General features: G+C 71.9%; 19 protein-coding genes. 15 read left to right on the forward strand and 4 right to left on the reverse strand.

Annotation, left to right across the window (positions count from 1 at the left end):
* Window positions 1-260 precede the first annotated feature (260 nt).
* Together CLV43_RS05640 and CLV43_RS05645 are read right to left on the reverse strand one after the other, a co-directional pair.
* Window positions 261-551 carry a DUF4873 domain-containing protein gene (locus tag CLV43_RS05640; protein ID WP_106185796.1) on the reverse strand — a complete coding sequence of 97 codons (291 nt, stop codon included), beginning with the start codon at window positions 549-551 and terminating at the stop codon, window positions 261-263.
* The gene (locus CLV43_RS05645) at window positions 548-1,267 is read right to left on the reverse strand and encodes a TetR/AcrR family transcriptional regulator (protein ID WP_170155689.1); all 720 of its coding nucleotides are present in this window, start codon (window positions 1,265-1,267) and stop codon (window positions 548-550) included. The genes CLV43_RS05640 and CLV43_RS05645 overlap by 4 nt, the downstream gene beginning before the upstream one ends.
* A gap of 63 nt (window positions 1,268-1,330) precedes the next feature.
* Between CLV43_RS05645 and CLV43_RS05650 the strand changes: the two genes are divergently transcribed.
* Together CLV43_RS05650 and CLV43_RS05655 are read left to right on the forward strand one after the other, a co-directional pair.
* Entirely contained in the window at window positions 1,331-2,230 is a 900-nt protein-coding gene (locus CLV43_RS05650) for an AurF N-oxygenase family protein (protein ID WP_106185798.1), read from the forward strand.
* Window positions 2,227-3,015: an alpha/beta fold hydrolase gene (locus CLV43_RS05655; RefSeq protein WP_106185799.1), complete on the forward strand. Its 789-nt coding sequence runs from the start codon at window positions 2,227-2,229 to the stop codon at window positions 3,013-3,015. Before CLV43_RS05650 ends, CLV43_RS05655 begins: the two co-directional genes overlap by 4 nt.
* 458 nt (window positions 3,016-3,473) lie before the next feature.
* Here the strand turns inward: CLV43_RS05655 and CLV43_RS05660 are convergent, their stop codons facing one another.
* Entirely contained in the window at window positions 3,474-4,121 is a 648-nt protein-coding gene (locus CLV43_RS05660; RefSeq protein ID WP_106185800.1) for a TetR/AcrR family transcriptional regulator, read from the reverse strand.
* Between the two features lie 147 nt (window positions 4,122-4,268).
* Between CLV43_RS05660 and CLV43_RS05665 the strand changes: the two genes are divergently transcribed.
* The 12 genes from CLV43_RS05665 to CLV43_RS05720 all read left to right on the forward strand — a co-directional run bounded on the left by CLV43_RS05665 (window position 4,269) and on the right by CLV43_RS05720 (window position 18,672).
* Complete coding sequence (locus CLV43_RS05665) at window positions 4,269-5,252, forward strand: alpha/beta fold hydrolase (RefSeq protein WP_106185801.1); 984 nt, start codon at window positions 4,269-4,271, stop codon at window positions 5,250-5,252.
* A 43-nt stretch (window positions 5,253-5,295) separates the two neighbouring features.
* Complete coding sequence (locus tag CLV43_RS05670; RefSeq protein WP_106186063.1) at window positions 5,296-6,381, forward strand: DUF3152 domain-containing protein; 1,086 nt, start codon at window positions 5,296-5,298, stop codon at window positions 6,379-6,381.
* A gap of 97 nt (window positions 6,382-6,478) precedes the next feature.
* Window positions 6,479-7,651 carry an adenylyltransferase/sulfurtransferase MoeZ gene (moeZ, locus tag CLV43_RS05675; protein ID WP_106185802.1) on the forward strand — a complete coding sequence of 391 codons (1,173 nt, stop codon included), beginning with the start codon at window positions 6,479-6,481 and terminating at the stop codon, window positions 7,649-7,651.
* 131 nt (window positions 7,652-7,782) lie between these two features.
* Window positions 7,783-8,010, forward strand: a complete 228-nt coding sequence (locus tag CLV43_RS05680) for a hypothetical protein (protein ID WP_106185803.1) — start codon at window positions 7,783-7,785, stop codon at window positions 8,008-8,010.
* Window positions 8,011-8,113: 103 nt separating this feature from the next.
* Window positions 8,114-8,911: a TIGR02569 family protein gene (locus CLV43_RS05685; protein WP_106185804.1), complete on the forward strand. Its 798-nt coding sequence runs from the start codon at window positions 8,114-8,116 to the stop codon at window positions 8,909-8,911.
* Between the two features lie 146 nt (window positions 8,912-9,057).
* Window positions 9,058-11,040 carry a molybdopterin oxidoreductase family protein gene (locus CLV43_RS05690; protein WP_106185805.1) on the forward strand — a complete coding sequence of 661 codons (1,983 nt, stop codon included), beginning with the start codon at window positions 9,058-9,060 and terminating at the stop codon, window positions 11,038-11,040.
* Window positions 11,037-12,458: an FAD-dependent oxidoreductase gene (locus CLV43_RS05695; RefSeq protein ID WP_106185806.1), complete on the forward strand. Its 1,422-nt coding sequence runs from the start codon at window positions 11,037-11,039 to the stop codon at window positions 12,456-12,458. The genes CLV43_RS05690 and CLV43_RS05695 overlap by 4 nt, the downstream gene beginning before the upstream one ends.
* Before the next feature lie 138 nt (window positions 12,459-12,596).
* The gene (locus tag CLV43_RS05700; protein ID WP_106185807.1) at window positions 12,597-13,946 is read left to right on the forward strand and encodes an MFS transporter; all 1,350 of its coding nucleotides are present in this window, start codon (window positions 12,597-12,599) and stop codon (window positions 13,944-13,946) included.
* Between the two features lie 115 nt (window positions 13,947-14,061).
* Complete coding sequence (nirB, locus tag CLV43_RS05705) at window positions 14,062-16,554, forward strand: nitrite reductase large subunit NirB (RefSeq protein WP_106185808.1); 2,493 nt, start codon at window positions 14,062-14,064, stop codon at window positions 16,552-16,554.
* A complete protein-coding gene (nirD, locus tag CLV43_RS05710; protein ID WP_106185809.1) occupies window positions 16,551-16,895 on the forward strand; it encodes a nitrite reductase small subunit NirD in 345 nt (114 codons plus the stop codon). Before nirB ends, nirD begins: the two co-directional genes overlap by 4 nt.
* On the forward strand, window positions 16,892-18,016 hold the full coding sequence (locus CLV43_RS05715) for a uroporphyrinogen-III synthase (protein WP_106186064.1): 1,125 nt from the start codon (window positions 16,892-16,894) through the stop codon (window positions 18,014-18,016). Before nirD ends, CLV43_RS05715 begins: the two co-directional genes overlap by 4 nt.
* Complete coding sequence (locus tag CLV43_RS05720; protein ID WP_106185810.1) at window positions 18,013-18,672, forward strand: sirohydrochlorin chelatase; 660 nt, start codon at window positions 18,013-18,015, stop codon at window positions 18,670-18,672. Before CLV43_RS05715 ends, CLV43_RS05720 begins: the two co-directional genes overlap by 4 nt.
* 454 nt (window positions 18,673-19,126) lie before the next feature.
* On the opposite strand, the gene CLV43_RS05725 is transcribed toward CLV43_RS05720, so the two are convergent.
* Entirely contained in the window at window positions 19,127-19,456 is a 330-nt protein-coding gene (locus CLV43_RS05725) for an MGMT family protein (RefSeq protein WP_106185811.1), read from the reverse strand.
* A 281-nt stretch (window positions 19,457-19,737) separates the two neighbouring features.
* Here CLV43_RS05725 and CLV43_RS05730 point away from each other — a divergent pair, with 281 nt between their 5' ends.
* Window positions 19,738-22,926: an ATP-dependent helicase gene (locus CLV43_RS05730; protein WP_106185812.1), complete on the forward strand. Its 3,189-nt coding sequence runs from the start codon at window positions 19,738-19,740 to the stop codon at window positions 22,924-22,926.
* Window positions 22,927-22,951 lie beyond the last annotated feature (25 nt).

The raw sequence follows: 22,951 nt of genomic DNA on the forward strand, positions 1-22,951 counted from the left end.
CTTCGCGGCGGACAAGGCCCCAGGCGCTCCGCGCCGGATGCGTGCTGGCGGGCTGCGCCCGTCGGGGTGTTGTGGTCTGGGTGGCGGGCCGTGCCTGTTGTGGCTGTGTGTCCTGGTAGGAGGCTTGCTCGATGGGGGCCAGTCGGGTTTTGTGTCCGAAGTCGACTTGCCCGCGAAAAATGTCAGACCCCCTGAGTAAGTTGTGAATCGGGGGGTCTTCACGAATGGGGGACCCTCGGTCTGGTTTGTGTCGTGTGGACTTAGGTGGTTGTGAATGGTGGTGTGCTGACGCCGTCGACTCGGTAGCGCTGCCAGGGGTCGGGGTCTGTCAGGGTTGCTTTTGCTTCGCCGGTCGGTGTTCGCAGTACGGCGCCGCGGGTGCCGGCCTCGACCAAAGTGGACACCTGTTCGTTCGCCGCCACCCGTCCGTACCAGTGGTAGCGGCCGTCGATGGGTTGGAAGAAGCCGCGGAGGTCGACTTCGACCGGGATGGTCTCGGTGGGGAAGACGAGGTCGGCGGGGCCGGTGTAGCCCTCTTCGGTGGCGGTCACGCTTCCTCCGAGTTGATCAGTCGCAGGGTCGGTTCGGTGAACAGGCCGCCGGGGAGGGGTTGGTCGGGGTCCACGTGGACGTCGGCTGATCTGAGGAGGCCGTCGATGGCGTGCCAGATGATGGTGGCGAGGTACTCGCTGAGGCTCTGCCTGCTCATGGACTGGCGGTCGAGCCACCAGTCGCCGGCGTTCTGCACCATGCCGACGAGGGCGTGGGCCCAGGGTTCGGCGCCGCCGGAGTCCATGTCGAAGGCGCGCAGGTAGTCGCCGAGCAGGCGGGCGAGGGTGGCGGCGATGAGGGCCTTGTCCTCGGTGACGACGTCCTGTTCGACGGGGCGGTCGGTGAAGGAGCCGCGGACGACGAAGCGGTAGAGGTTGGGGTTCTCCTCGATGACGCGGAGGTAGGCGTCGACGATGCCGCGGATGCGGTCGCGGATCGGGCCGTCCTGCTCGATCGCGGGACCGAGGCGGTCCATGAGCATGTCGGTGCCGCGGCGGCCGACAGCCAGGTAGAGGTCCGACTTGTCGGCGAAGTGGCGGTACAGGACGGGCTTGCTGACGCCGGCCTCCAGGGCGATCTCGTCCATTCCGACGTCGGGGCCGTGCTTGGCGACGGCTCTGATCGTCGCCTCGACGAACTCGGCGCGGCGGGCCTCGCGGTGTCCCTTCCACCGTTCGCGGCGTGCGTCCGAACCACCCTTGACAGTGCGAGCCATGTGACGCACGCTACCAGAAGTAACCGTTACCTTAAGTAACACTTATTCCTCGGGGAGGACCTGATGACGAGGCCCTTGAAGGTCGCCGGGCGGGAGAAGACCGCGGAACGGCTGCTCAACTCGTCGGCGGACAGGTTTTACGACCCCGAGGTGGACATCGACTGGAAGGCTCCGCTGGTCGACGGCCTGCGGTTCACCCCGGAGCACCGCTGCTCGCTCTACGGCACCGCGCTGTGGGACCGGATGGGCGAGGAGCAGCGGATCGAGCTGAGCAGGCACGAGATCGCCAGCATCGCCAGCGTGGGCCTGTGGTTCGAGATCCTCCTGATGCAGATGCTGCTCAAGGAGGTCTACCGCTCGGACCCGACGACCATGCACGTCCAGTACGCGCTGACCGAGATCGCCGACGAGTGCAGGCACTCCACGATGTTCGCGCGCATGGTCGACCGCATCGGCTGCCCGCCCTACGGCCCGCCCGCCCACGTCCACCGCCTCGGCAGGCTGCTGCCCACGATCGGCTACGGCCCCGCGCTGTACGGGTCGATCCTGGTGGCGGAGGAGGTGCTGGACCGGTTGCAGCGCGAGACCATGGCCGACGAGACCGTGCAACCGCTGGTCCGGATGGTCAACCGCATCCACGTGCTGGAGGAGGCGCGCCACGTGCGGTTCGCCCGCGAGGAGGTCGTGCGCGGCATGGAGTCGGTCTCCAAGGCCGAGCTGCCCTACCAGCGGTGGCTGCTCGCGACCGTCGCCATGTTCATCACCCGCAGCATCGTCAACCCCGAGGTCTACGCGGCCGTCGGCCTCGACGCCGCCGAGGCCCACCGCGCCGCCCTGGCCAACCCGGCCTGGCAGGAGACGATCCGGTGGTCCGGCGAGCGCATCATGAAGTTCCTCGACGAGACCGGCCTGGTCGGCAAGCCCGGCATGCGGGCGTGGCGCCGTTCGTTCCTGATCGCATGAGGACGTCCGACGGAACTCCGCTGCACGTCGTCGACTCCGGGCCCGCGGACGCGCCGGTGACCGCCGTGCTGCTGCACGGCTGGACGTTGGACTCGACGTCGTGGGACCGGGTCGCCGCCGCTCTGCCCGGCCGGGTGGTCCGCTACGACCACCGCGGGCACGGGCGGTCCGGGAACGTCGGCGCGCGCACGATCGACCGGCTGGCCGACGACCTGGCCGAGGTGATCGCGGCGGAGGTGCCCAGCGGACGGATCGTGCTGGCCGGGCACTCCATGGGCGGGATGACGATCATGGCGTTGGCCGAGCGGCACCCGGAGCTGTTGGCCAGGGTGGTCGGGGTGGCTTTCGTGGCCACGTCGTGCGGAGCCCTGCCACCGGTTCGGGCGGCGGAGAAGGTGCTCGGCGGGGTGGTGGGGCGACGGGCGCTCGTCGGGTTCGCGCGTGTGATGCCGGTGGGCCTGCGGTTCATGTTGTTCGGACGGCGGGCGGCCTGGGCGGACGTGGTCGCCAGTTCCGGGATGGTCTCGCGGTGCTCGGGATCTGCCTTCGTGGACTTCCGGTACGAGGTGGCGGCTCACGACCGCCGGAAAGCCTTGGTGGAACTGGCTTCCACGCCATCCGTCGTGTTAGCAGGCGGTGCGGACCTGTTGACGCCGGTGCGGCATTCGCGGGCGATCGCGGAGGAGTTGGCGAGTGCGGAGTTGGTGATCTTCCCCGGTGCCGGGCACATGCTGCCGATGGAAAGGGCCGACGAGGTCGCCGCCCGCATCGCCCGCCTGATGTGACGCTCCAACCCGATGCCCAGCCGAAGCGCAGCCAGGTGCAGTGTCCGAAGCGAAACCAGGATGCCCTGTCCGACGCAGTCGGATGCCGTTCAGCAAGCCCGCTGCCAAACCCAGAGCCAGGCCTCATCGGCGCCAGCCGATGCCTTGTCCGCCGCGAAGCGCGGATGCCTTGTCCGACGGCGAAGCCGAGGATGCCTGGTCCGACGCGCGGCGAGGATGCCCTGTCGGACGGAGTCCGATGCTTGAGTCGAGCGCAGCTCGATGCTGGCGAAGCCAGACTTCCCCTCTGCCCCCGATCCACAGCGCCCTCCTGCTTGATCTTGCTTGTCAAGACAGCCCTATCGTCTTGACAAGCAAGATCAAGCATTGAGACAATCGCGCGCCGGGGGCCGGGCTTCCCCAGTTGGTGGGCACAACGCGCACAGGGGCCGAGCTTCACCCTCTCCCCAACAACAAAGCTAGTGCTGCAACGGGAACCCGCCACCGATACCGCGCCACGCCAGATTCGAGATCAGCGTGACCGCCTCGTCCTTCGGCACCTTCCGCTCATCCGCCAACCACGCACGAGCCGTGACCTGACTCAGACCGACCAGTCCAGTGGCCAGCAGCCTCGCGCGATCCTCGTCCAGCCCCGCGTCCGCCGTGATCGTGTCCGTGATCGCGTCCACGCTGTCCGTCGTCGCCCGTTCGACCGCCTGCGCCACCGCGGGTTCGCCCCGCAGGTCGGACTCGAAGACCATGCGGAACGCCTGGCCCTCGCCGTCGACGAAGTCGTAGAAGGCGGCCACGGCGGCGTGCACGCGCAGCTTGTTGTCCGAACTGGACTCGATGGCGCCGCGGACCCTGGCGACCAGCTCGTCCACATGGGACTCCAGCAGCGCCATGTACAGCTCGAGCTTGCCGGGGAAGTGCTGGTACAGCACGGGTTTGCTCACCCCGGCGCGCTCGGCGATCTCGTCCATCGCCGCGGCGTGGTAGCCGTTGGTCACGAACACGTCCTGCGCCGCGGCCAGGAGCTGCGCCCGGCGGGCGGTGCGCGGGAGCCGCACCCCGCGTCCGGCCGGGGTGCTCTGGTGCCCGACCGCAGTCTGGGCCGTCTCCGTCATGGTGCCTCCAGCCAGGTCATCGCACGGAGCCGACAAGGGGTCCGCCTCGTCCGTCCGGGGGCAACCTTACTCGCTGGTAGCACCCTTTCGTGAAGGGCGCTTCCCCCGATCTCGTCCTGCGGCCCGTTGACCAGGCATCCTGGAGTCATGACCGACATCCTGGAGGCGGTCCGGCCCGCGCTGACGCACGTGCCGCTGTCCGCCACGCCGCTGCCCCCGCTCGACTGGACCGTGCGCCCGCTGCCGGGTGAGCACGTCCAGGTCGGCAAGCACCGGCTGCACGTGCGGCACACCCCCGGCGACCCGGCCGCGACGGCGGTCTACGTGCACGGGCTCGGCGGGTCGTCCACGAACTGGACGGACCTGTCCACGCAGCTCGCGGGCCAGGCCGACGGGTACGCGCCGGACCTGCCGGGGTTCGGCCGTTCGGAGCCGGTGGCGGGCTACGGCTTCACCATGGTCGAGCACGCCCGCACGGTCATCGCCTACCTGGAGCACCTCGACCGCGGCCCGGTGCACCTGCTCGGCAACTCGATGGGCGGCACGGTCGCGATGATCGTGGCCGCGGTCCGCCCCGACCTGGTGCGCACGCTGGCGCTCGTCTCGCCCGCCGTGCCGGACCTGCGGCCGAGCTTCCGCCGGGTGTCGGACCCGCGGCTGCCGTTCACGGTGCTGCCCGTCGTGGGCCGCGCCTTCCAGCGGCGGCTGGACGCGCTGGGGGCCCGCGTGCGCACCGAGCAGGTCATGCGGCTGTGCTTCGCCGACCCGGCGTCGGTGCCCGAGCACCGGATCGTGGAGAGCATGGAGGAGGCCGCGGAGCTCGGCCGCCACGCGTGGGCGAACCTGGCCCTCAACGGCAGCACGCTGTCGCTGTTCCGCACCTGGGTCGCCTCCGGCGGCCGGTCGATGTGGCGGCTCGCCGCGCTCGTGCGGGCCCCGTCGCTGGTCGTGTGGGGCGCGCAGGACCGGTTGATCAGCGTGCGCAAGGCGCCGCGGATCGCCCGGCTGCTGCCGCGCGGCCGCCTCCTGGTGCTGCCGGGGACCGGTCACGTGGCCCAGATGGAACGTCCCGTGTCGGTGGCGCGGGGTGTGCTCGGCATGTGGGAGGCCGTCGGGAGGGGCGAGTGGTGACGGTGTGCCGGCCACCCGGATGGCGGTGTGGGACCCTGACGCGGTGAACCGGACGACAGAGGAAGGCCGTGGCGGTTCCGGCCGCCGCCAACCCTCCGCGGGGGTTCGGCCGTCTGCCGCACAGCCGTCCGAGGAGCGCTACCGGCGCGGTGCGCGCCGGACGTCCGCCGAGCCGCTGGCGGCCTCGTGGGAACCGGACCCGACCGAGGTCGAGGAGTACCGGCCGCGCAGGCGCCGCACGGGGGTCGCGGGCCTGGTCTCGAACTACGGCTGGCGCATCTACGCGGTCCCGGTGCTGCTGGTGCTGACCCTGCTGGTGGTGCTGGACAGCACGGTGCCCGCGTCGTTCCAGATCGGTGCGGCGGGCAACGGCGGCGACAGCTCCGGCACCGAGCCGCGCGCCGACCAGACGTCCACGAACCTCACCACGCCGCCCGCCGCGTCCGAGAGGCCGCCGCCGAAGCTGGACCTCAACATCCCGACCGCGGAACTGCCCGACGGCCCCAAGTTCTCCGAGAACGGCGCGGGCACGTGGCAGGTCATCCCCGGCACGTCCGACCCCGTCGGCTCGGGCCGGATCTACAAGTACGCCATCGCCATCGAGGACGGCGTCGAGGGCGGCGACTACGGCGGCGACAAGGACGCGTTCGCGCGGACGGTCCAGTCGTTCCTGGCGGACAACCGCAGCTGGGTCGGCACCGGCGAGGTCGGCATGCAGCGCGTCGACGGCAACACCAAGGCCGACTTCGTGATCAGCCTCACCACCACCGGTACCACGCACCAGATCTGCGGCTTCCAGATCCAGTACGAGTCGTCCTGCTGGGACCCGCCGACCAAGCGCGTCGTCATCAACACCGCCCGCTGGCTGCGCGGCGCCAAGGCGTTCAGCAACGACATCTCGTCCTACCGCCAGTACGCGGTGAACCACGAGGTGGGCCACGCGCTCGGCCACGGCCACGAGGCGTGCCAGGAGAACAACGCCCCGGCCCCGGTGATGATGCAGCAGACGTTCGGCGTCTCCAACGACTACGTCGCGCAGCTCAACGAGGTCGACGCCAGCAACAAGGGCGTCGTGCCCGCCGACGGCAAGACCTGCACGACGAACGCCTTCCCCGTGGCCCCCAAGTAGCGGCGTCCACCGGTTGGGACGACTTCCCACGCGGGAAGACGAGCAGGCAGTCTGGTGTTGTCCGATTTACGAGGACATGTTTCGTCGAGGAGGACAGATGGCGCTTCCGCCGCTCGTGGAGCCCGCAGCGGAGCTGACCAAGGAAGAAGTCGCGCGGTACAGCCGGCACCTGATCATCCCGGACGTCGGGGTGGACGGGCAGAAGCGCCTCAAGAACGCGAAGGTGCTGGTCGTCGGCGCGGGTGGCCTTGGCAGTCCCGCTCTGCTCTACCTGGCCGCGGCCGGGGTCGGCACGTTGGGCGTGGTCGACTTCGACACCGTCGACGAGTCGAACCTGCAGCGCCAGGTCATCCACGGCCAGTCCGACGTGGGCAAGCCGAAGGCCGAGTCCGCGCGCGACTCGATCGCCGAGATCAACCCGTTCGTGAAGGTCAACCTGCACCAGGTGCACCTGAACTCGGAGAACGCGCTCGACATCTTCCGCGACTACGACCTGATCCTGGACGGCACGGACAACTTCGCCACCAGGTACCTGGTCAACGACGCGGCGGTGCTGCTGGGCAAGCCCTACGTGTGGGGCTCGATCTTCCGGTTCGAGGGCCAGGTCAGCGTCTTCTGGGACGACGCCCCCGGCGGCCAGGGCCTGAACTACCGCGACCTCTACCCCGAGCCGCCGCCGCCCGGCATGGTCCCGTCGTGCGCCGAGGGCGGCGTGCTGGGCGTGCTGTGCGCGTCCATCGGGTCGATCATGGTGACCGAGGCGATCAAGCTGCTCACCGGCATCGGCGACCCGCTGCTGGGTCGGCTCATGGTCTACGACGCGCTCGACATGACCTACCGGACCATCAAGATCCGGAAGGACCCGGAGAGCCCGAAGATCACCGAGCTGATCGACTACGACGCGTTCTGCGGCGTCGTGTCCACCGACGCCCAGGAGGCGGCGGCCGGCAACACGATCACCCCGCTGGAGCTGCGGCACAAGCAGGAGGCCGGTGACGACTTCCTGCTGGTCGACGTCCGCGAGCCGCACGAGTACGAGATCGTGAGGATCCCCGGCTCGGTGCTGATCCCGAAGGACCGGATCCTGTCCGGCGAGGCCTTCGCGGAGCTGCCGCAGGACAAGCAGATCGTGCTGCACTGCAAGTCCGGGGCGCGCTCGGCGGAGGCGCTGGCGGCGCTGCACAAGGCCGGGTTCTCCGACGCCGTGCACGTCGGCGGCGGCGTGCTGGCGTGGGCCCGCGAGGTGGACCCGAGCCTGCCGACCTACTAGACCCGCGAAGACGCCGAAGGCCACCCCTGGAGAACACCGGGGGTGGCCTTCGCACGTCGGGTGGTTGGGCCATTCGGACCCTCCGCCCTGCTCCGCGCCGCCCGGCGTGTCGCGGGGGTTACGGTCCTGGTGTGGCACCGGGATTCGCGTCGATGCGGGCATCGGTCCGGTCGAGGTACGAACGGCTGCTCGACCGGCTGGCGAACTGGACGATCTACCCCCTCGAACGTTTCAACGACCGCCTGGACGTGCGCGCGAGGGCGCGGGAGGTCGACGGGCTCTCGCCGATGGCGGTCGTGATGTGGTGCGCGGTGATGGGGTTCGGGTTGGTCGCCCTCGCGGTGTTCTTCACCCGCTAGGGGTACTCGACGGTAGGCATTCCCCCGGCGGCCGGTCGAGGGGCCGGGTTTCGGGGGCCCGCCTCCACCACCTGGACGGTGGGGGCAGGTAGCGTGCCGGACCGTGACCCCCACTCTGGAGCCGCCTCCTTCGCACGTCCGTGCGGCTTTCGGCGCACGTGACGCCGAGCCGGAGTTGATCGACGGCGGTCCGGTGTGGCGGTGCGGCGAGGCGGCCATCCGGCCCGCGGGCAACCCGGCCGAGGCGACCTGGGTGGCCAAGACGCTCGACGGGCTGATGGTGCCGAACCTGCGCATCGGGCGCCCGCTGCGCTCGACCGACGGGCGCTACGTGGTCGGCGGGTGGGCGGCGACGAAGTTCCTGTCCGGTCGGGCCGAGCCGCGGCACGACGAGGTCGTGGCGGTGGCCGAACGGCTGCACCAGGCGACCGCCGAGCTGCCCAAGCCGAGGTTCCTGAGCGCGCGCACGGACCTGTTCGCGACCGCGGACCGGTGCGCGTGGGGCGAGGAGAAGGCCGACCTGGACGTCGACCTCGGCGGGCGGATGTTCGAGGTGCTGGCGGTGTCGCGCAAGCCCGTGGCGGCCAAGCCGCAGGTCGTGCACGGCGACCTGTTCGGCAACGTCCTGTTCTCCGGCACGCTGCCGCCCGCGATCATCGACTTCACGGCCTACTGGCGGCCCCCGCAGTGGGCCGCGGCCGTGGTGGTGGTCGACGCGCTGGCCTGGGGCGGGGCCGACAAGGGCATCGTGGAGCGGTGGGCGCACCTGGGCGACTGGCCGCAGGTGCTGCTGCGCGCCACGCTGTTCCGGCTCGCCGTGCACGCCCTGCACCCCAAGTCCAGCCGCCAGTCGCTGGGCGGGCTGGACCGGGCGGTCCACGTGGTCACCGAGGTCCTCTAGCCTCCGACGCCTCACCGCTGTTCCACCCGTGTGGAGCAGGCAAGTTCGTCTTCCCGAAACACGCGGTCTTCCGTTGTTAACGGGTCGTTCCTAGCGTCGGTCCGGTGACCGATACGCACTGTCCGTACTGCGCCCTGCAATGCGCCATGACGTTGACGGACGGCGGGGTGTCGCCGCGGGAGTTCCCGACCAACCGCGGCGGCCTGTGCCAGAAGGGCTGGACGTCCGCCGAGCTGCTGACCTCGCCCGCGAGGCTGACGACGCCGCTGGTCCGCCGGTGCGGGGTGCTGGAGCCCGCGTCGTGGGACGAGGCGCTGGACCTGGTGGCCGGGCGGCTGCGCGAGCTGCGGGCCGAGCACGGGCCGGACGCGGTCGGCGTGTTCGGCGGTGGCGGGCTGACCAACGAGAAGGCCTACGCGCTGGGGAAGTTCGCGCGGGTCGCGCTGGCCACCTCCCAGGTCGACTACAACGGCCGGTTCTGCATGTCGAGCGCCGCGGCGGGCGGGATGCGGGCGTTCGGGCTCGACCGGGGGATGCCGTTCCCGGTGGAGGACCTGGGTGGCGCGGGCGCGATCCTGCTGGTGGGGTCCAACCCGGCCGAGACGATGCCGCCGTTCGTCCAGCACCTGCGCGGCGCGGACCTCGTCGTGGTCGACCCCCGCCGCACGGCCACCGCCGAGCTGGCGACGCTGCACCTGCAACCCGCGCCGGGCACGGATCTGGCCCTGGCACTGGGGTTGCTGCACGTGGTCGTCGCCGACGGGTACCTGGACAAGGACTACCTGGCCCAGCGCACGACCGGGTTCGAGCAGGCGTGGCTGGTCGCCGCGGGCTGGTGGCCGGAACGGGTCGAGCGGGTCACCGGGGTGTCGGTGGCCGACCAGCGCGCGGCCGTGCGGCTGCTCGCGGAGGCCGACAACGCCTACGTCCTCACCGGTCGCGGCACCGAGCAGCACTCCAGCGGGTCGGACGCGGTGTCGGCGTGGATCAACCTGGCGCTCGCCCTCGGGCTGCCGGGCACCCGCGGATCCGGCTACGGCTGCCTGACCGGGCAGGGCAACGGCCAGGGCGGCCGGGAGCACGGCCAGAAGGCCGACCAGCTGCCCGGCTACCGCAAGATCGACGACCCGGCGGCCCGCGCGCACGTCGGCGGCGTGTGGGGGGTCGACCCGGACTCGTTGCCCGGCCCCGGCCGGTCGGCCTACGAGCTGCTCGACGCGCTCGGCACGCCCACCGGTCCCAAGGCGCTGCTGGTGTTCGGCAGCAACGTCGTGGTGTCCGCGCCGCGCTCCGACCACGTCGCCGACCGGTTGGCGGACCTGGACCTGCTGGTGGTGGCCGACCTCGTGCTGTCCGAGACGGCCGCGCTCGCCGACGTGGTCTTCCCGGTGACCCAGTGGGCCGAGGAGGAGGGCACGATGACCAACCTCGAAGGCCGGATCCTGCTGCGGCGGCGGGCCGTCGTGCCACCGGAGGGGGTGCGGAGCGACCTGGACGTGCTGCGGGGACTGGCGATCCGGCTCGGGCAGCCCGCCGGGCGGTTCCCGGTCGAGCCCGAGGAGGTGTTCACCGAGCTCCGCCGCGCGTCCGAGGGCGGCGCGGCCGACTACTCCGGCGCCACCTACGACCGGTTGGCCAGCGGAGAAGCCCTGTACTGGCCGGTGATCCGCGACGGCAGCTCACCGCGGGTGTTCCTGGACCGGTTCGCCCACCCCGACGGGCTGGCGCGCTTCCACCCCGTCGACCACCGCGGCCCGGCCGAGCCGCCCGACGCCGAGTACCCGTTGCAGCTCACCACCGGCCGGGTGCTCCAGCACTACCAGTCCGGCGCGCAGACGCGGAACGTGCCCGAGCTGCTGGCCGCCGTCCCGGAGGCCTTCGTCGAGGTGCACCCGGACACCGCCGAACGGGCCGGTCTGGCGGACGGCGACCTGGCCGCGGTGGTCTCCCGGCGCGGCCGGATGGAGGCCAGGATCCGGTGCACGGCCTCGATCCGGATCGACCTGCTGTTCCTGCCGTTCCACTTCGGTGGCGCGGGGCGGGCGAACCTGCTGACCAACCCGGTGCTGGACCCGACCAGCCGGATGCCCGAGTTCAAGGTGTGCGCCGTCCGAGTGGAGCCCGTGTGAGACGCGTCGTGGTGGTCGGGTACGGCATGGCGGGAGCCAGGTTCGCCGACGAGGTGCTGCGGCGCGACTCGGGCGTGCGGCTGACCGTGCTGGGCGAGGAGGAGCACGCGGCCTACAACCGGGTGCTGCTGTCGAGCGTGGTCGCCGGGTCGATGACCCCTGACTCCGTGCGGCTGCACGGATCCGACTGGGCGGCGCGGCACGGCGTCGACCTGCGGCTGGGGGTGGAGGTCACCGGCGTCGACCGGGCCCGCCGGGTCGTGCTGGCCGACGGCGACGAGATCCCCTACGACGCGCTGGTGCTGGCCACCGGCGCGCGGCCGTGGATCCCGCCCACCGAAGGGCTCCAGGACCCGGACGGCGCCCTCGCGCCCGGCGTCGTGCCGTTCCGGACGCTGGAGGACTGCGAGCGGATCGTCGCCGCGGCCCGCCCCGGCACCCCGGTCGCGGTGCTGGGCGGCGGGCTGCTCGGCCTGGAGGCCGCCCGCGGCCTGGCCGGGCGCGGCTGCCTGGTGACGGTCGTGCACCCGTTGGGACACCTGATGAACCGGCAGCTGGACGTGGGCGCGGGCCGGGTGCTGGCCCGCGTGCTCGGGGAGTTCGGCATCGAGTTCCGGCTCGGCACGTCGGCCGCGAAGTACCTGCCGGGCGACGGGCTCGTGCTGGACGACGGCAGCCGCGTGCCCGCCGAGCTGGTGGTCGTGTCGGCCGGGGTCCAGGCCGCCACCGAGGTCGCCGAGCGGGCGGGCATCACCGTCGACCGCGGCATCCTCGTCGACGACGCCTTGCGCACCAACGACCCCCGCGTGCACGCCATCGGCGACTGCGCCCGGCACGCGGGCACGGTGTCCGGGCTGGTGCAGCCCGCGTGGGAGCAGGCCGCCGTGCTCGCCGACCGGTTGACTGGCGTCGCACCCGCCGCCCGCTACCGCGGCACGGCCGTGGTGACCAGGCTGAAGGCCCGCGACGTCGACCTGGCCGCGCTCGGCGACGTGCACGTCGACCTGGACAGCCCGGACCACGAGGTCCTGTCCTTCCAGGACCCGGTGCGCGGCCGGTACGCGAAACTGGTGCTGCGCGACGACCTCGTCGTCGGCGCGATCCTCATCGGCGCACCGGACGCCGCCGCCGCGATCGCGCACCTGTTCGACCGCGGCCTGCGGGCACCGACCGACCGCCTCGCGCTGCTGCTCGGTCGCGCGCTGACACCGGAGGTGGCGAGCAGCCCGGCGGACCTGCCCGCCGCGGCGGTGATCTGCAAGTGCAACACCGTGAGCAAGGGCCAGCTCGTCACGGCTTACCGCGGTGGTGCTTCCACCGTGGCCGCCTTGACCGCAGCCACTCGTGCGACGACGGGCTGCGGCGGGTGCAAGGACACCGTCTGCGGCCTGCTCGACTGGCTCAACAACACCGCCTGACCCGCGAGTCCCCCGATCGGACACCTCACAGCCCGAAATCCCACGAGTGCGGCGGAGTTGCCGTCGCCGACACGCGCCCGCACACCGGGGTAACGGGCCCTTCCTACGTTCGTCCCAACCGTTCCAGGAGGTCAGCGCATGAGCTCAGCCGTGGAGACCGTGGTAACCGACACCGCGCCCCGTGGCGGTCGGTGGATCGACCGGTGGGAACCGGAGGACCCGGAGTTCTGGGAGGGCGGTGGCAAGCGGATCGCCCGCAAGAACCTCGGGTTCTCGATCCTCGCGGAGAACCTGGGCTTCAGCGTCTGGGTGCTGATGAGCATCGTGGTCGTCAGCCTCGGCTCGGTGGGCTACTCCTTCAGCGTCGGCCAGACGTTCTGGCTGCTCATCGTGCCCAACCTGGTCGGTGCCGCGCTGCGCGTCCCGTACACGTTCGCGGTGCCCCGGTTCGGCGGGCGGGCGTGGACGACGTTCAGCGCGGGGCTGCTGCTGATCCCGTGCACGATGCTGGCGTTCGCCGTGCTCAACGACGGGACGCCGTACTGGTTCTTCCTCCTCACCGCGGCCGCGACCGGGTTGGGCGGCGGGAACTTCTCCTCGTCGATGGCGAACATCTCGTTCTTCTACCCCGAGGGCAAGAAGGGGCTGGCGCTCGGGCTGAACGCGGCGGGCGGCAACCTCGGCGTCGCGGTGACGCAGCTGGTCGTGCCGGTCGTGATCACCATCGGCACCGGGATCAACCTGGTCTACTCGGCGCTGATCTGGATGCCGTTCATCGTGCTGGCCACCGCGTGCGCGTGGTTCTTCATGGACAGCCTCACCCAGGCCAAGCCCGACGGCGTGTCCTACCAGCGCGCGCTGGCCAACAAGCACACGTGGGTCATGTCGTTCCTCTACATCGGGACGTTCGGCTCGTTCATCGGGTTCTCGTTCGCCTTCCCGTCGCTGATCAAGATCAGTTTCGTGGACTACAAGGGGTTCGTGGCGCTGGCGTTCCTCGGCGCGCTGATCGGGTCGGTCGCCCGGCCGCTGGGCGGCTGGCTGTCGGACCGGTTCGGCGGCGCCCGGATCACGCTGTGGACGTTCCTCGGCCTGGCACTGGGCTCGGTCGGTGTGATGGTCAGCGTGGACACCCGGAACTTCCCGCTGTTCTTCTGCTCCTTCATGGCGCTGTTCGTGCTGGCGGGCGTCGGGAACGGGTCGACCTACCGGATGATCCCGGCGATCTTCGCCACCCAGCACGAGGACACCACGTCGGCCAAGCGGCAGGCGGCCGCGGTGGTCGGCATCGCGGGCGCGATCGGCGCGCTCGGCGGCGTGCTGGTGAACCTGGTCTTCAAGTTCTCCCTGGAGGGCGGCGGCACGCTCACCCCGGCGCTGATCGCGATCCTCGTGTTCTACGGCCTGTGCGTGGCGACCACGTGGTGGTTCTACCTGCGCAGCCGGGTGTTCGCGCGGGTGCCCAGCCTCGCCCACGCGGGGGTCTGACGCACACGCCCTGACGTGCGGTGTGAGCCCGCGTTAACGCCCGTGAAACACGCGGGCACCTGGTACGACACGGTTCCCGGTGAGCATGGGCCGGGCGGAGGGAGGACTGGTTCACATGGCGCGAACGCTCGTCGTGGTCGGCCACGGGATGGTCGGACACCGCCTGGTCCAGGCACTGCGCGACCGGGACACCACCGGCCGGTGGCGGGTCGTCGTGTTCGCCGAGGAGAACCGGCCCGCCTACGACCGGGTCGCGCTGTCGTCCTACGTGGACAGCTGGGTGCCCGACGACCTGGCGCTCGCACCGCACGGCCCCGAGGTGGAGCTGCGCCTCGGCGACCCGGTCACCGAGGTCGACCGGGTGCGCAAGACCGTGACCACGGCCTCCGGGGTCGAGCAGCACTACGACGCGCTGGTGCTCGCGACGGGCTCGTTCCCGTTCGTGCCACCGGTGCCCGGCCGCGACCTGCCCGGCTGCCACGTCTACCGCACCATCGAAGACCTGGACGGCATCCGCGCCACCGTGGCGGCGGCGCGGGGTGTCGGCAGGCGGGCGGGCATGGTGCTCGGCGGCGGGCTGCTCGGCCTGGAGGCCGCGAACGCGTTGCGCGGCATGGGGTTGTCGCCGCACGTGGTCGAGCTCGGCCCGCGGCTGATGCCGCTGCAGGTCGACGAGGGCGGTGCCGCCCTGCTCAAGCGGCTGGTGGAGAAGCTGGACCTGACCGTCCACACCGGAACGTCGGCGTCGTCGATCGAACGCGACGGCGAGCGGCTGTTCGCCAGGCTGTCCAACGGGCTCGAGCTCGACCTGGACGTGGTCGTGTTCTCCGCGGGCATCCGGCCGCGCGACGACCTGGCCCGCCGGTCCGGTCTCGAGGTCGGCGCGCGCGGCGGCGTCGTGGTGGACGACGCCTGCCGCACCGCCGACGCGGACGTGTACGCGATCGGCGAGTGCGCCGCGCTGGGCGGGATGGTCTACGGGCTCGTCGGTCCCGGCTACTCGATGGCCGAGGTCGTCGCGGACCGCCTCCTCGGTGGTGGCGCGGTGTTCCCCGGCGCCGACCTGTCCACCAAGCTCAAGCTCCTCGGTGTGGACGTGGCCAGCTTCGGCGACGCGCACGCGACCACCGAGGGCGCGCTGGAGGTCGTGGTCAACGACGCCGTCGCGGGCACGTACGCGAAGGTCGTCGTGTCCGACGACGCGAAGACGCTGCTGGGCGGTGTGCTGGTCGGCGACGCGGCGGCGTACCCGTCGCTGCGCCCGCTGGTCGGCCGCGACATCCCCGGCGACCCGGTGCAGCTGATCGCGCCCTCCGGCGGCGGCGTCGAGCTGGCGCTGCCCGCCGACGCGCAGGTCTGCTCGTGCCACGCGGTCACCAAGCAGGACATCACCGACGCGATCCACGCGGGCGAGTGCGCGGACGTGCCGGGCATCAAGGCGTGCACCAAGGCCGGGACGGGCTGCGGGTCGTGCGTGCCGATGCTGAAGAAGCTCCTCGCGGAGTGCGGGGTCGAGCAGTCCCGCGCGCTGTGCGAGCACTTCGACCACTCGCGCGCGGACCTGTTCGAGATCGTCCGCTCCACCGGTGTGACCACGTTCAGCGCGCTCATCGCCAAGCACGGCCGCGGTCGCGGCTGCGACATCTGCAAGCCCGCCGTGGCGTCGATCCTGGCGTCGCTGGACACCGGCCACGTGCTCGACGGCGAGCAGGCGACGTTGCAGGACACCAACGACCGGTTCCTGGCCAACATCCAGCGCAACGGCACGTACTCGGTCGTCCCGCGCATCCCCGGCGGCGAGATCACCCCGGAGAAGCTGATCGTCATCGGCGAGGTCGCCAGGGACTACGGCCTGTACACCAAGATCACCGGCGGGCAGCGGATCGACCTGTTCGGCGCGACCGTCGACCAGCTCCCGCGGATCTGGAGGCGCCTGGTGGACGCCGGGTTCGAGTCCGGGCACGCCTACGGCAAGGCGCTGCGCACGGTGAAGTCCTGCGTGGGCACCACGTGGTGCCGCTTCGGCGTGCAGGACTCGGTCGGCCTGGCCATCGAGCTGGAGCTGCGCTACCGGGGCCTGCGCGCCCCGCACAAGATCAAGTCTGCGGTGTCCGGCTGTGCCCGCGAGTGCGCCGAGGCCCGCGGCAAGGACTTCGGCATCATCGCCACCGAGAACGGCTGGAACCTCTACGTCGGCGGCAACGGCGGCTTCACGCCCCGGCACGCCGAGCTCCTGGTGTCCGATGTGGACACCGAGACGCTGGTCCGGGTCGTCGACCGGTTCCTGATGTTCTACGTGCGCACCGCGGACCGGTTGCAGCGCACGGCTTCGTGGATCGAGGCCATGGACGGCGGCCTCGAGCGCCTGCGCTCCGTCATCGTCGACGACAGCCTCGGCATCTGCGCCGACCTGGAGGCCGCGATGGCCGTGCACGTCGAGAGCTACGCCGACGAGTGGCGCGGCGTGCTCGACGACCCCGAGAAGCTGTCCCGCTTCAGCTCGTTCGTCAACGCACCGGGCACCCCCGACCCGACGATCTCCTTCCGGGAGGAGCGCGGGCAGCGGGTCCCGGTGCCGCTGGGCCTACCGGAGGTGGCTGCCAGATGACCGCAGTGGTCGAACTGACGTGGACATCGGTCTGCGCGCTGTCCGCGCTCCAGCCCGAGGCCGGGGTCGCCGTGCTCCTGCCCGACGCGTCGCAGGTGGCCCTGTTCCGCACCTTCGACGGGGCGCTGCACGCCGTCGACAACATCGACCCGTTCAGCGGGGCCGCGGTGCTGTCGCGCGGGATCGTCGGCGACCGGGGCGGGGTGGCCGTGGTGGCGTCGCCGATCTACAAGCAGGCGTTCGACCTCACCACCGGCGCCTGCCTGGACGACCCGGCCGTGTCGATCGCGGTCCACGAGGTCCGGGTGCTCGACGACGTCGTCCAGGTGAGGTGTCCGTGATCTCCCTGGACGTCGCCCCGCTGGCCGGGTACACCGTCGGCGTCACGGCCGCCCGTCGTGCCGACGAGCTGTCGGCGCTGCTGGAGCGCAAGGGCGCGACCGTGCTCCAGGCGCCCGCGATCCGGATCGTGCCGCTGTCCGACGACACCGAGCTGCTCGCCGCGACCCGGCGGCTGGTGACCGAGCCGGTCGACGTCGTGGTCGCGACCACCGGCATCGGGTTCCGCGGCTGGGTCGAGGCCGCCGAGGGGTGGGGGCTCGGCGCGCGGCTGCTCGACTGCCTCGGCCGCACGAAGGTGCTCTCCCGCGGCCCCAAGGCGAAGGGCGCGGTGCGCGCCGCCGGGCTGACCGAGGCGTGGTCGCCCGACTCGGAGAGCAACGCCGAGCTGCTGGAGTACCTGCTGCGGTCCGGTGTGGAGGGTCGGCGGATCGCCGTGCAGCTGCACGGGGAACCGCTGCCGCACTTCGTCCGCACGCTGCTCGAGGCCGGGGCGGAGGTCGTCGAGGTCCCGGTCTACCGCTGGACCCTGCCGGTCGACCCCGCGCCGCTGCACCGGCTGCTGGACGCGGTGCTGGCCCGGCAGGTGGACGCGCTGATGTTCACCAGCGCGCCGGCGGCCGCGAGCGTGCTGCGGGTGGCCCGCGACACCGACCGGCTCTCCGCGCTGCTGGCGATGCTGCGGCGGGACGTGCTGGTGGTGGGCGTCGGGTCGATCACGGCCGGTCCGCTGGTCGAGATGGGCGTCCCGGTCGTGCAGCCCGCGCGGTCCCGGATCGGGGCCATGGCGCGGGAGCTGGCGCTGGTGCTGCCCGAACGCGCGGTGCGGCTGAGGATCGCCGCGCGGGAGGTCGAGGTGCGCGGACAGGCGGTCGTGGTGGACGGCGAGCTCCGACCGGTCGCACCCGCCCCGATGGCGGTGCTGCGCGCGCTGGTGGACGCGCGGGGACGGGTGGTGTCGCGCAAGGAACTGCTGGCCGTGCTGCCCGGCGGCGGTGAGGAGCACGCGGTGGAGACGGCGATCGGGCGGCTGCGGACGGCGCTGGGCGAACCGCGGCTGGTGTGCACCGTGGTGAAGCGCGGGTACCGGATGGCGATGGAACCGTCGGGGGTGGCGGTGTGACGCTGGTGCTGGTGGCCCACGGGACGCGGGATCCGCGCGGGGCGGAAGTGGTGGAGGAGATCGCGGCGCTGGTGCGGGCGCGGTTGGGGGACGTGGGGGTCGAGGTCGCCTACGCGGACGTGCGGGGGCCGGACGTGGCCTCGGTCCTGCGGGGGATCGCGGGTGGTGCGGTGGTGGTGCCGGCCTTTTTGGCGGCCGGGTACCACGTGAGGGTGGACGTGCCGGGGCAGGTGGTCGCCAGCGGACATCCGGACGTGGTGGTCACGGAGCCGATCGGGGCGGCGTTGGTGCCGGTGCTGCGGGAGAGGCTGAAGGAGGCGGGGTGGCGGCCGGGGGACGCGGTGGTGCTGGGTGCCGCGGGGTCGTCGGACGCGAGGGCGTTGGGGGACGTGGAGACGGTGGGGAGGGCGTTGGGGGCCGAGGTGGGGTACGTGGCCACCGCTGCGCCGTCGGTGGGGGACGTGGTGGCGGGGTTGAAGGCGTTGGGGCGGAGGGTGGCGGTGGCGTCGTGGTTGTTGGCGCCGGGGGTGTTCCAGGGGAGGTTGGAAGGGGTGGGGGCGGATGTGGTGGCGGGGCCTATAGGGGCGCATTCGCGGGTGGTGGAGGCGGTGCTGTTGAGGTATTACGAGGCTCGGTGTTTTTTGCAGGTGGCTTGAGGGTGTGGGTTTTGTTGGTGTGTGTGTGTGTGTGTGTGTGGGTTTTGTTTTGGGTTTTTTGTCTGTGGTGAAGTTTGGTCTTCTCGCCTGTGGCGGAGTCTTGTTTCGGAGGCCCTACCTTTGGTGAAGTCCGGCTCCCGGCCGTCCCACCCCGCGAGTCTGGCTCTCGACCCTCCCACCCCTGGGAAGCCCGGCCCCCGGCGCGCGATTGTCTCAATGCCCGATCTTCGTTGTCAAGACGATAAAGCCATCTTGACAACGAAGATCGGGCAGGAGGGCGCTGTGGATCGGGGGCAGAGGGGAAGTCTGGCTTCGCCAGCATCGGCTTCGCCGACTCAAGCATCCTCGCTGCGCGTCGGACAAGGCCCCAGGCGCTTCGCGCCGGATGCGCGCTGGCGGGCTGCGCCCAATGTGTGTGGGGTGCTCGTTGTGCGTTGGGCCTAGAGGCGTCCCGTTAGAAGAGGGTGGGGGTGTTGTCTTCTTCTTGGGGTTTTACTGCTTCTTCCCAGCGGTAGGTGTGGAGGTTGATTTTGCCGTTGGTGGAGGGGACGCCTTCTTCTTCGAGCAGGCGTAGTTGTTCTTCGGCGATGTGGGGGGCGCAGGTGCCGTTGGCGCGGAGGACTCGGTGCCAGGGGAGGGAGGTGTGGTCGGTGTTGAGGAGGTGGCCGACCAGTTTTGCGGTGGGGGCGTGGGAGAGGTCGGCTATGTCGCCGTAGGTGGCTACGCGGCCGGCGGGGATTTTTCTGATGGTGTCGCGGATCATCTCGTGCAGCAGCTCGTCCACGGGACAAGTCTGGCAGTTGGAACTCCGGTGACCGGGCGGGGTCGGGGTCACTGCCCGGCCACCGGAGGAGACGGGGTGTGTGGGATCAAAATGGCCTAGACCACTGTGGGTGTCAAGATCTTCGGGGGTTTCTGTCGTCGCTGGTCCGGTGGTTGTGGGGTGTTCGGGCTTTCTCCGTCCTTTTCCTTCTTCTTTGTCACCGGGAGTGAGGTGGGGGCGACGCTGGGCCACCCGGCGGGTGCTCCCTCGTCTTGTCGGTGCAACGTGGTTCCATCACACCCGTGGTTTCCAACTCCTCACCCCTGCTGGTGCGCCGGTCGCCGGAGGACCGGCCCCGTCCGCAGTGGGACGAGTCGGCTCGGCGGGTGTTCGGGCACGGGGCGGGGTTCCTGCGGGTGTTGGGTGGGCCGGGGACGGGGAAGACCACGTTGTTGGCCGAGGTGGCGGCTGAGCGGGTGCTGCGGGGTGGGGCGGATCCGGAGAGCGTGCTGGTGCTGACGGCGAACCGGCAGGCGGCGGAGGCGATGCGGGCGCGGGTGACCCGGTTGCTGACCCGTGAGGCCGAGTCGGGTGAGGCGGTGTTGCGCACGGTGCGCGAGCCGCTGGTGCGCACGGTGCACTCGTACGCGTTCGCGGTGCTGCGCGCGCGGGCGGTGCTGGCGGGGGACCCGCCGCCGCGGCTGCTGTCCGGGCCGGAGCAGGACGCGCTGGTGCGGGAGCTGCTGGCCGGTGACGTGGAGGACGGGGCGTGGAACTGGCCGGAGCGGTTGCGGCCCGCGATCGGGCTGCCGGGGTTCACGGCGGAGCTGAGGGACTTGCTGCTGCGGGCGACCGAGCGGGGGCTGGGGCCGGAGGACCTGGTCGAGCTGGGGCGCCAGCAGGGGCGGGAGGAGTGGGTGGCGGCGGGGCTGTTCGGGCGGCAGTACGAGGAGGTGCTGCTGCTGATGGGCGGCGACTCCTCGCCGTCGATGGCGCCCGCGCTGGACGCCGCCGAGCTGGTCGACAGCGCGCTGCTGGCGTTCGACGAGGACCCGGAGCTGCTGGAGGCCGAACGGCGGCGGGTGCGGCACCTGTTCGTCGACGACGCCCAGCACCTCGACCCGCAGCAGTACGCGCTGCTGGAGCGGATCGGCTCGACGGCGGAGGAGTTCCTGCTCGCGGGTGACCCGGACCAGGCGATCTTCTCCTTCCGCGGCGCCGATCCCGCGCTGCTGGCGGAGGCCGACCCGCACGAGCGGGCCACGGTCGTGCTGAGCCAGGGCCACCGGATGACGCCGGAGGTGCGCGCGGCCGTGCACGGGCTCGCGGCCCGGCTGCCGGGGCACTCGCCCGCCCGCGAGGTGCTGGGCGCGGGTGGTGAGGGCACCGTGCAGGTGCGGCTGCTGGCGTCGGCCGCGCAGGAGGCGAGCTGGGTCGCCGACCAGCTGCGCCGCGCGCACCTCATCGACGAGGTGCCCTGGTCGGAGATGGCGGTGATCGCGCGGTCGGCGACCAGGGCGCTGCCGGTGCTGCAACGGGCGCTGCTCGCGGCCGGGGTGCCGGTGGCGGTGCCGGGGGACGAGCTGCCGCTGGCCCAGCAGCCCGCCGTGCGGCCGCTGCTGGCCGTGCTGCGCTGCGCCGCGGTGCCGGGCAGCCTGGACGAGGACACGGCGGCGATGCTGCTGTCGTCCGCGCTGGGCGGCGCGGACCCGTTGGCGCTGCGCCGGTTGCGGCGCGGTCTGCGCAGGCTGGAGATGGCCGCGGGCGGCGACCGGCCCAGCGGGCAGCTGCTGGTCGAGGTGATCGAGTCGAACGACCGGCTGGCCGCGCTGGAGGACGCCGAGGCGATGCCCGCGCGCCGGGTCGCGAACCTGATCAGCGGTGCCCGCAAGGACATCGCGGCCGCGCGCAGCGTCGAGGTCGTGCTGTGGAACCTGTGGCAGGGCTGCGGGCTGGAGAACCGCTGGGTGAACCAGTCGTCGCGGCGCGGCACGGTCGGCATGCAGGCCGACCGGGACCTGGACGCCGTCGTCGGCCTGTTCGAGGCGGCCGCGAAGTACGTCGACCGGCTGCCCGGCTCCACCGTGGAGGGCTTCGCGGACTACCTTGCGGCGCAACGGATCGCGGGCGACTCGCTGGCCGCGTCCGCCCCGGTCGGCGAGGCCGTCGCGGTGCTGACCGCGCACGCCGCCGCCGGTCGCGAGTGGACGGTCGTGGCGATCCCCGGCGTGCAGGAGGGCAGCTGGCCGGACCTGAGGCTGCGCGGGTCGCTGCTCGGCGTCGAGCGGATGGTCGACCTGGTCGGCGGGATGGACCCGGCGGACAAGGTGTCCGCGGTGGCGCCGCTGCTGGCCGAGGAGCGCAGGCTGCTGCTGGTCGCGGCCAGCCGGGCCCGCCGGACGCTGATGGTGAGCGCGGTGCGCGGCGAGGACGAGCAGCCCTCGCGGTTCCTGGACGAGCTGGACGACCTGACCACGGACGCCGTGGAGCGGCCGACGTTCACCCCCGAACGCGGGCTCGTGCTGGCCGAGCTGGTCGGCGAGCTGCGCCGGGTGCTGTGCGACGACGACACCGAACCGGACCGGCGGCAGCGCGCCGCCGTGCAGCTGGCCCGGCTCGCCGAGGCCGGTGTGCCCGGCGCGCACCCGGACTCCTGGTACGGCCTGCCGGAGGTGTCCACGGGCGTCCCGCTGTGGACCGAGGAGCACACGGTCAGCGTGTCCCCGTCGACCATCGAGGTGCTCGCCAAGTGCCCGCTGCGCTGGGTCGTCGAACGCCACGGCGGCCAGGACCCGGCCGAGCTGGCCTCGGTCACCGGCACGCTCGTGCACGCGCTGGCGCAGGCCGCGGCCAGCGGCGCGGACGAGAAGGAGCTGCGGGTCAGGCTGGACGAGGCGTGGACGGCCGTCGACGCGGGCGCGCCCTGGTTCTCCCGGCGCGAGCGCATCCGGGTCGAGAAGATGCTCGACACGTTCCTGGACTGGCTGGTCGGCAGCCGCGGGCAGCTCACCCAGGTCGCCGTCGAGGAGGAGATGCTCGTCGACGTCCCCAAGCTGGAGGGCGGCCCGTCGCTGAAGGTCCGCGGCCGGGTGGACCGGCTGGAGACCGACGCCGACGGCCGCCCCGTCGTGGTGGACCTCAAGACCGGCAAGCAGCCCGTGTCGCGCGACGACGCCGAGGCCCACCCGCAGCTCGCCGTCTACCAGCTCGCGACCGCGCTCGGCGGCTTCACCCACCTCGGCCTCGCCACCGAGCCGGGCGGCGCCCGGCTGCTGTACGTGGCGAAGGAGGACAAGAAGACCGGAGCCGTCGAACGGGCCCAGGCCCCGCTCGACGAGCAGGGCGTCCGCGTCTGGCTGGAGGCCGTGCAGGACGCCGCCGGCTCCAGCGTCGGCCCGCGCTACCAGGCACGGGAGAACTCCGACTGCGACCGCTGCCCCGCGCGCACGACCTGCCCGGTGCACTCGTCGGGCAGACAGGTGGGACAGTGACGTCCGTGGACGTCGACCGCCGGGT

It is taken from the genome of Umezawaea tangerina (assembly GCF_003002815.1).
GTDB lineage: Bacteria > Actinomycetota > Actinomycetes > Mycobacteriales > Pseudonocardiaceae > Umezawaea > Umezawaea tangerina.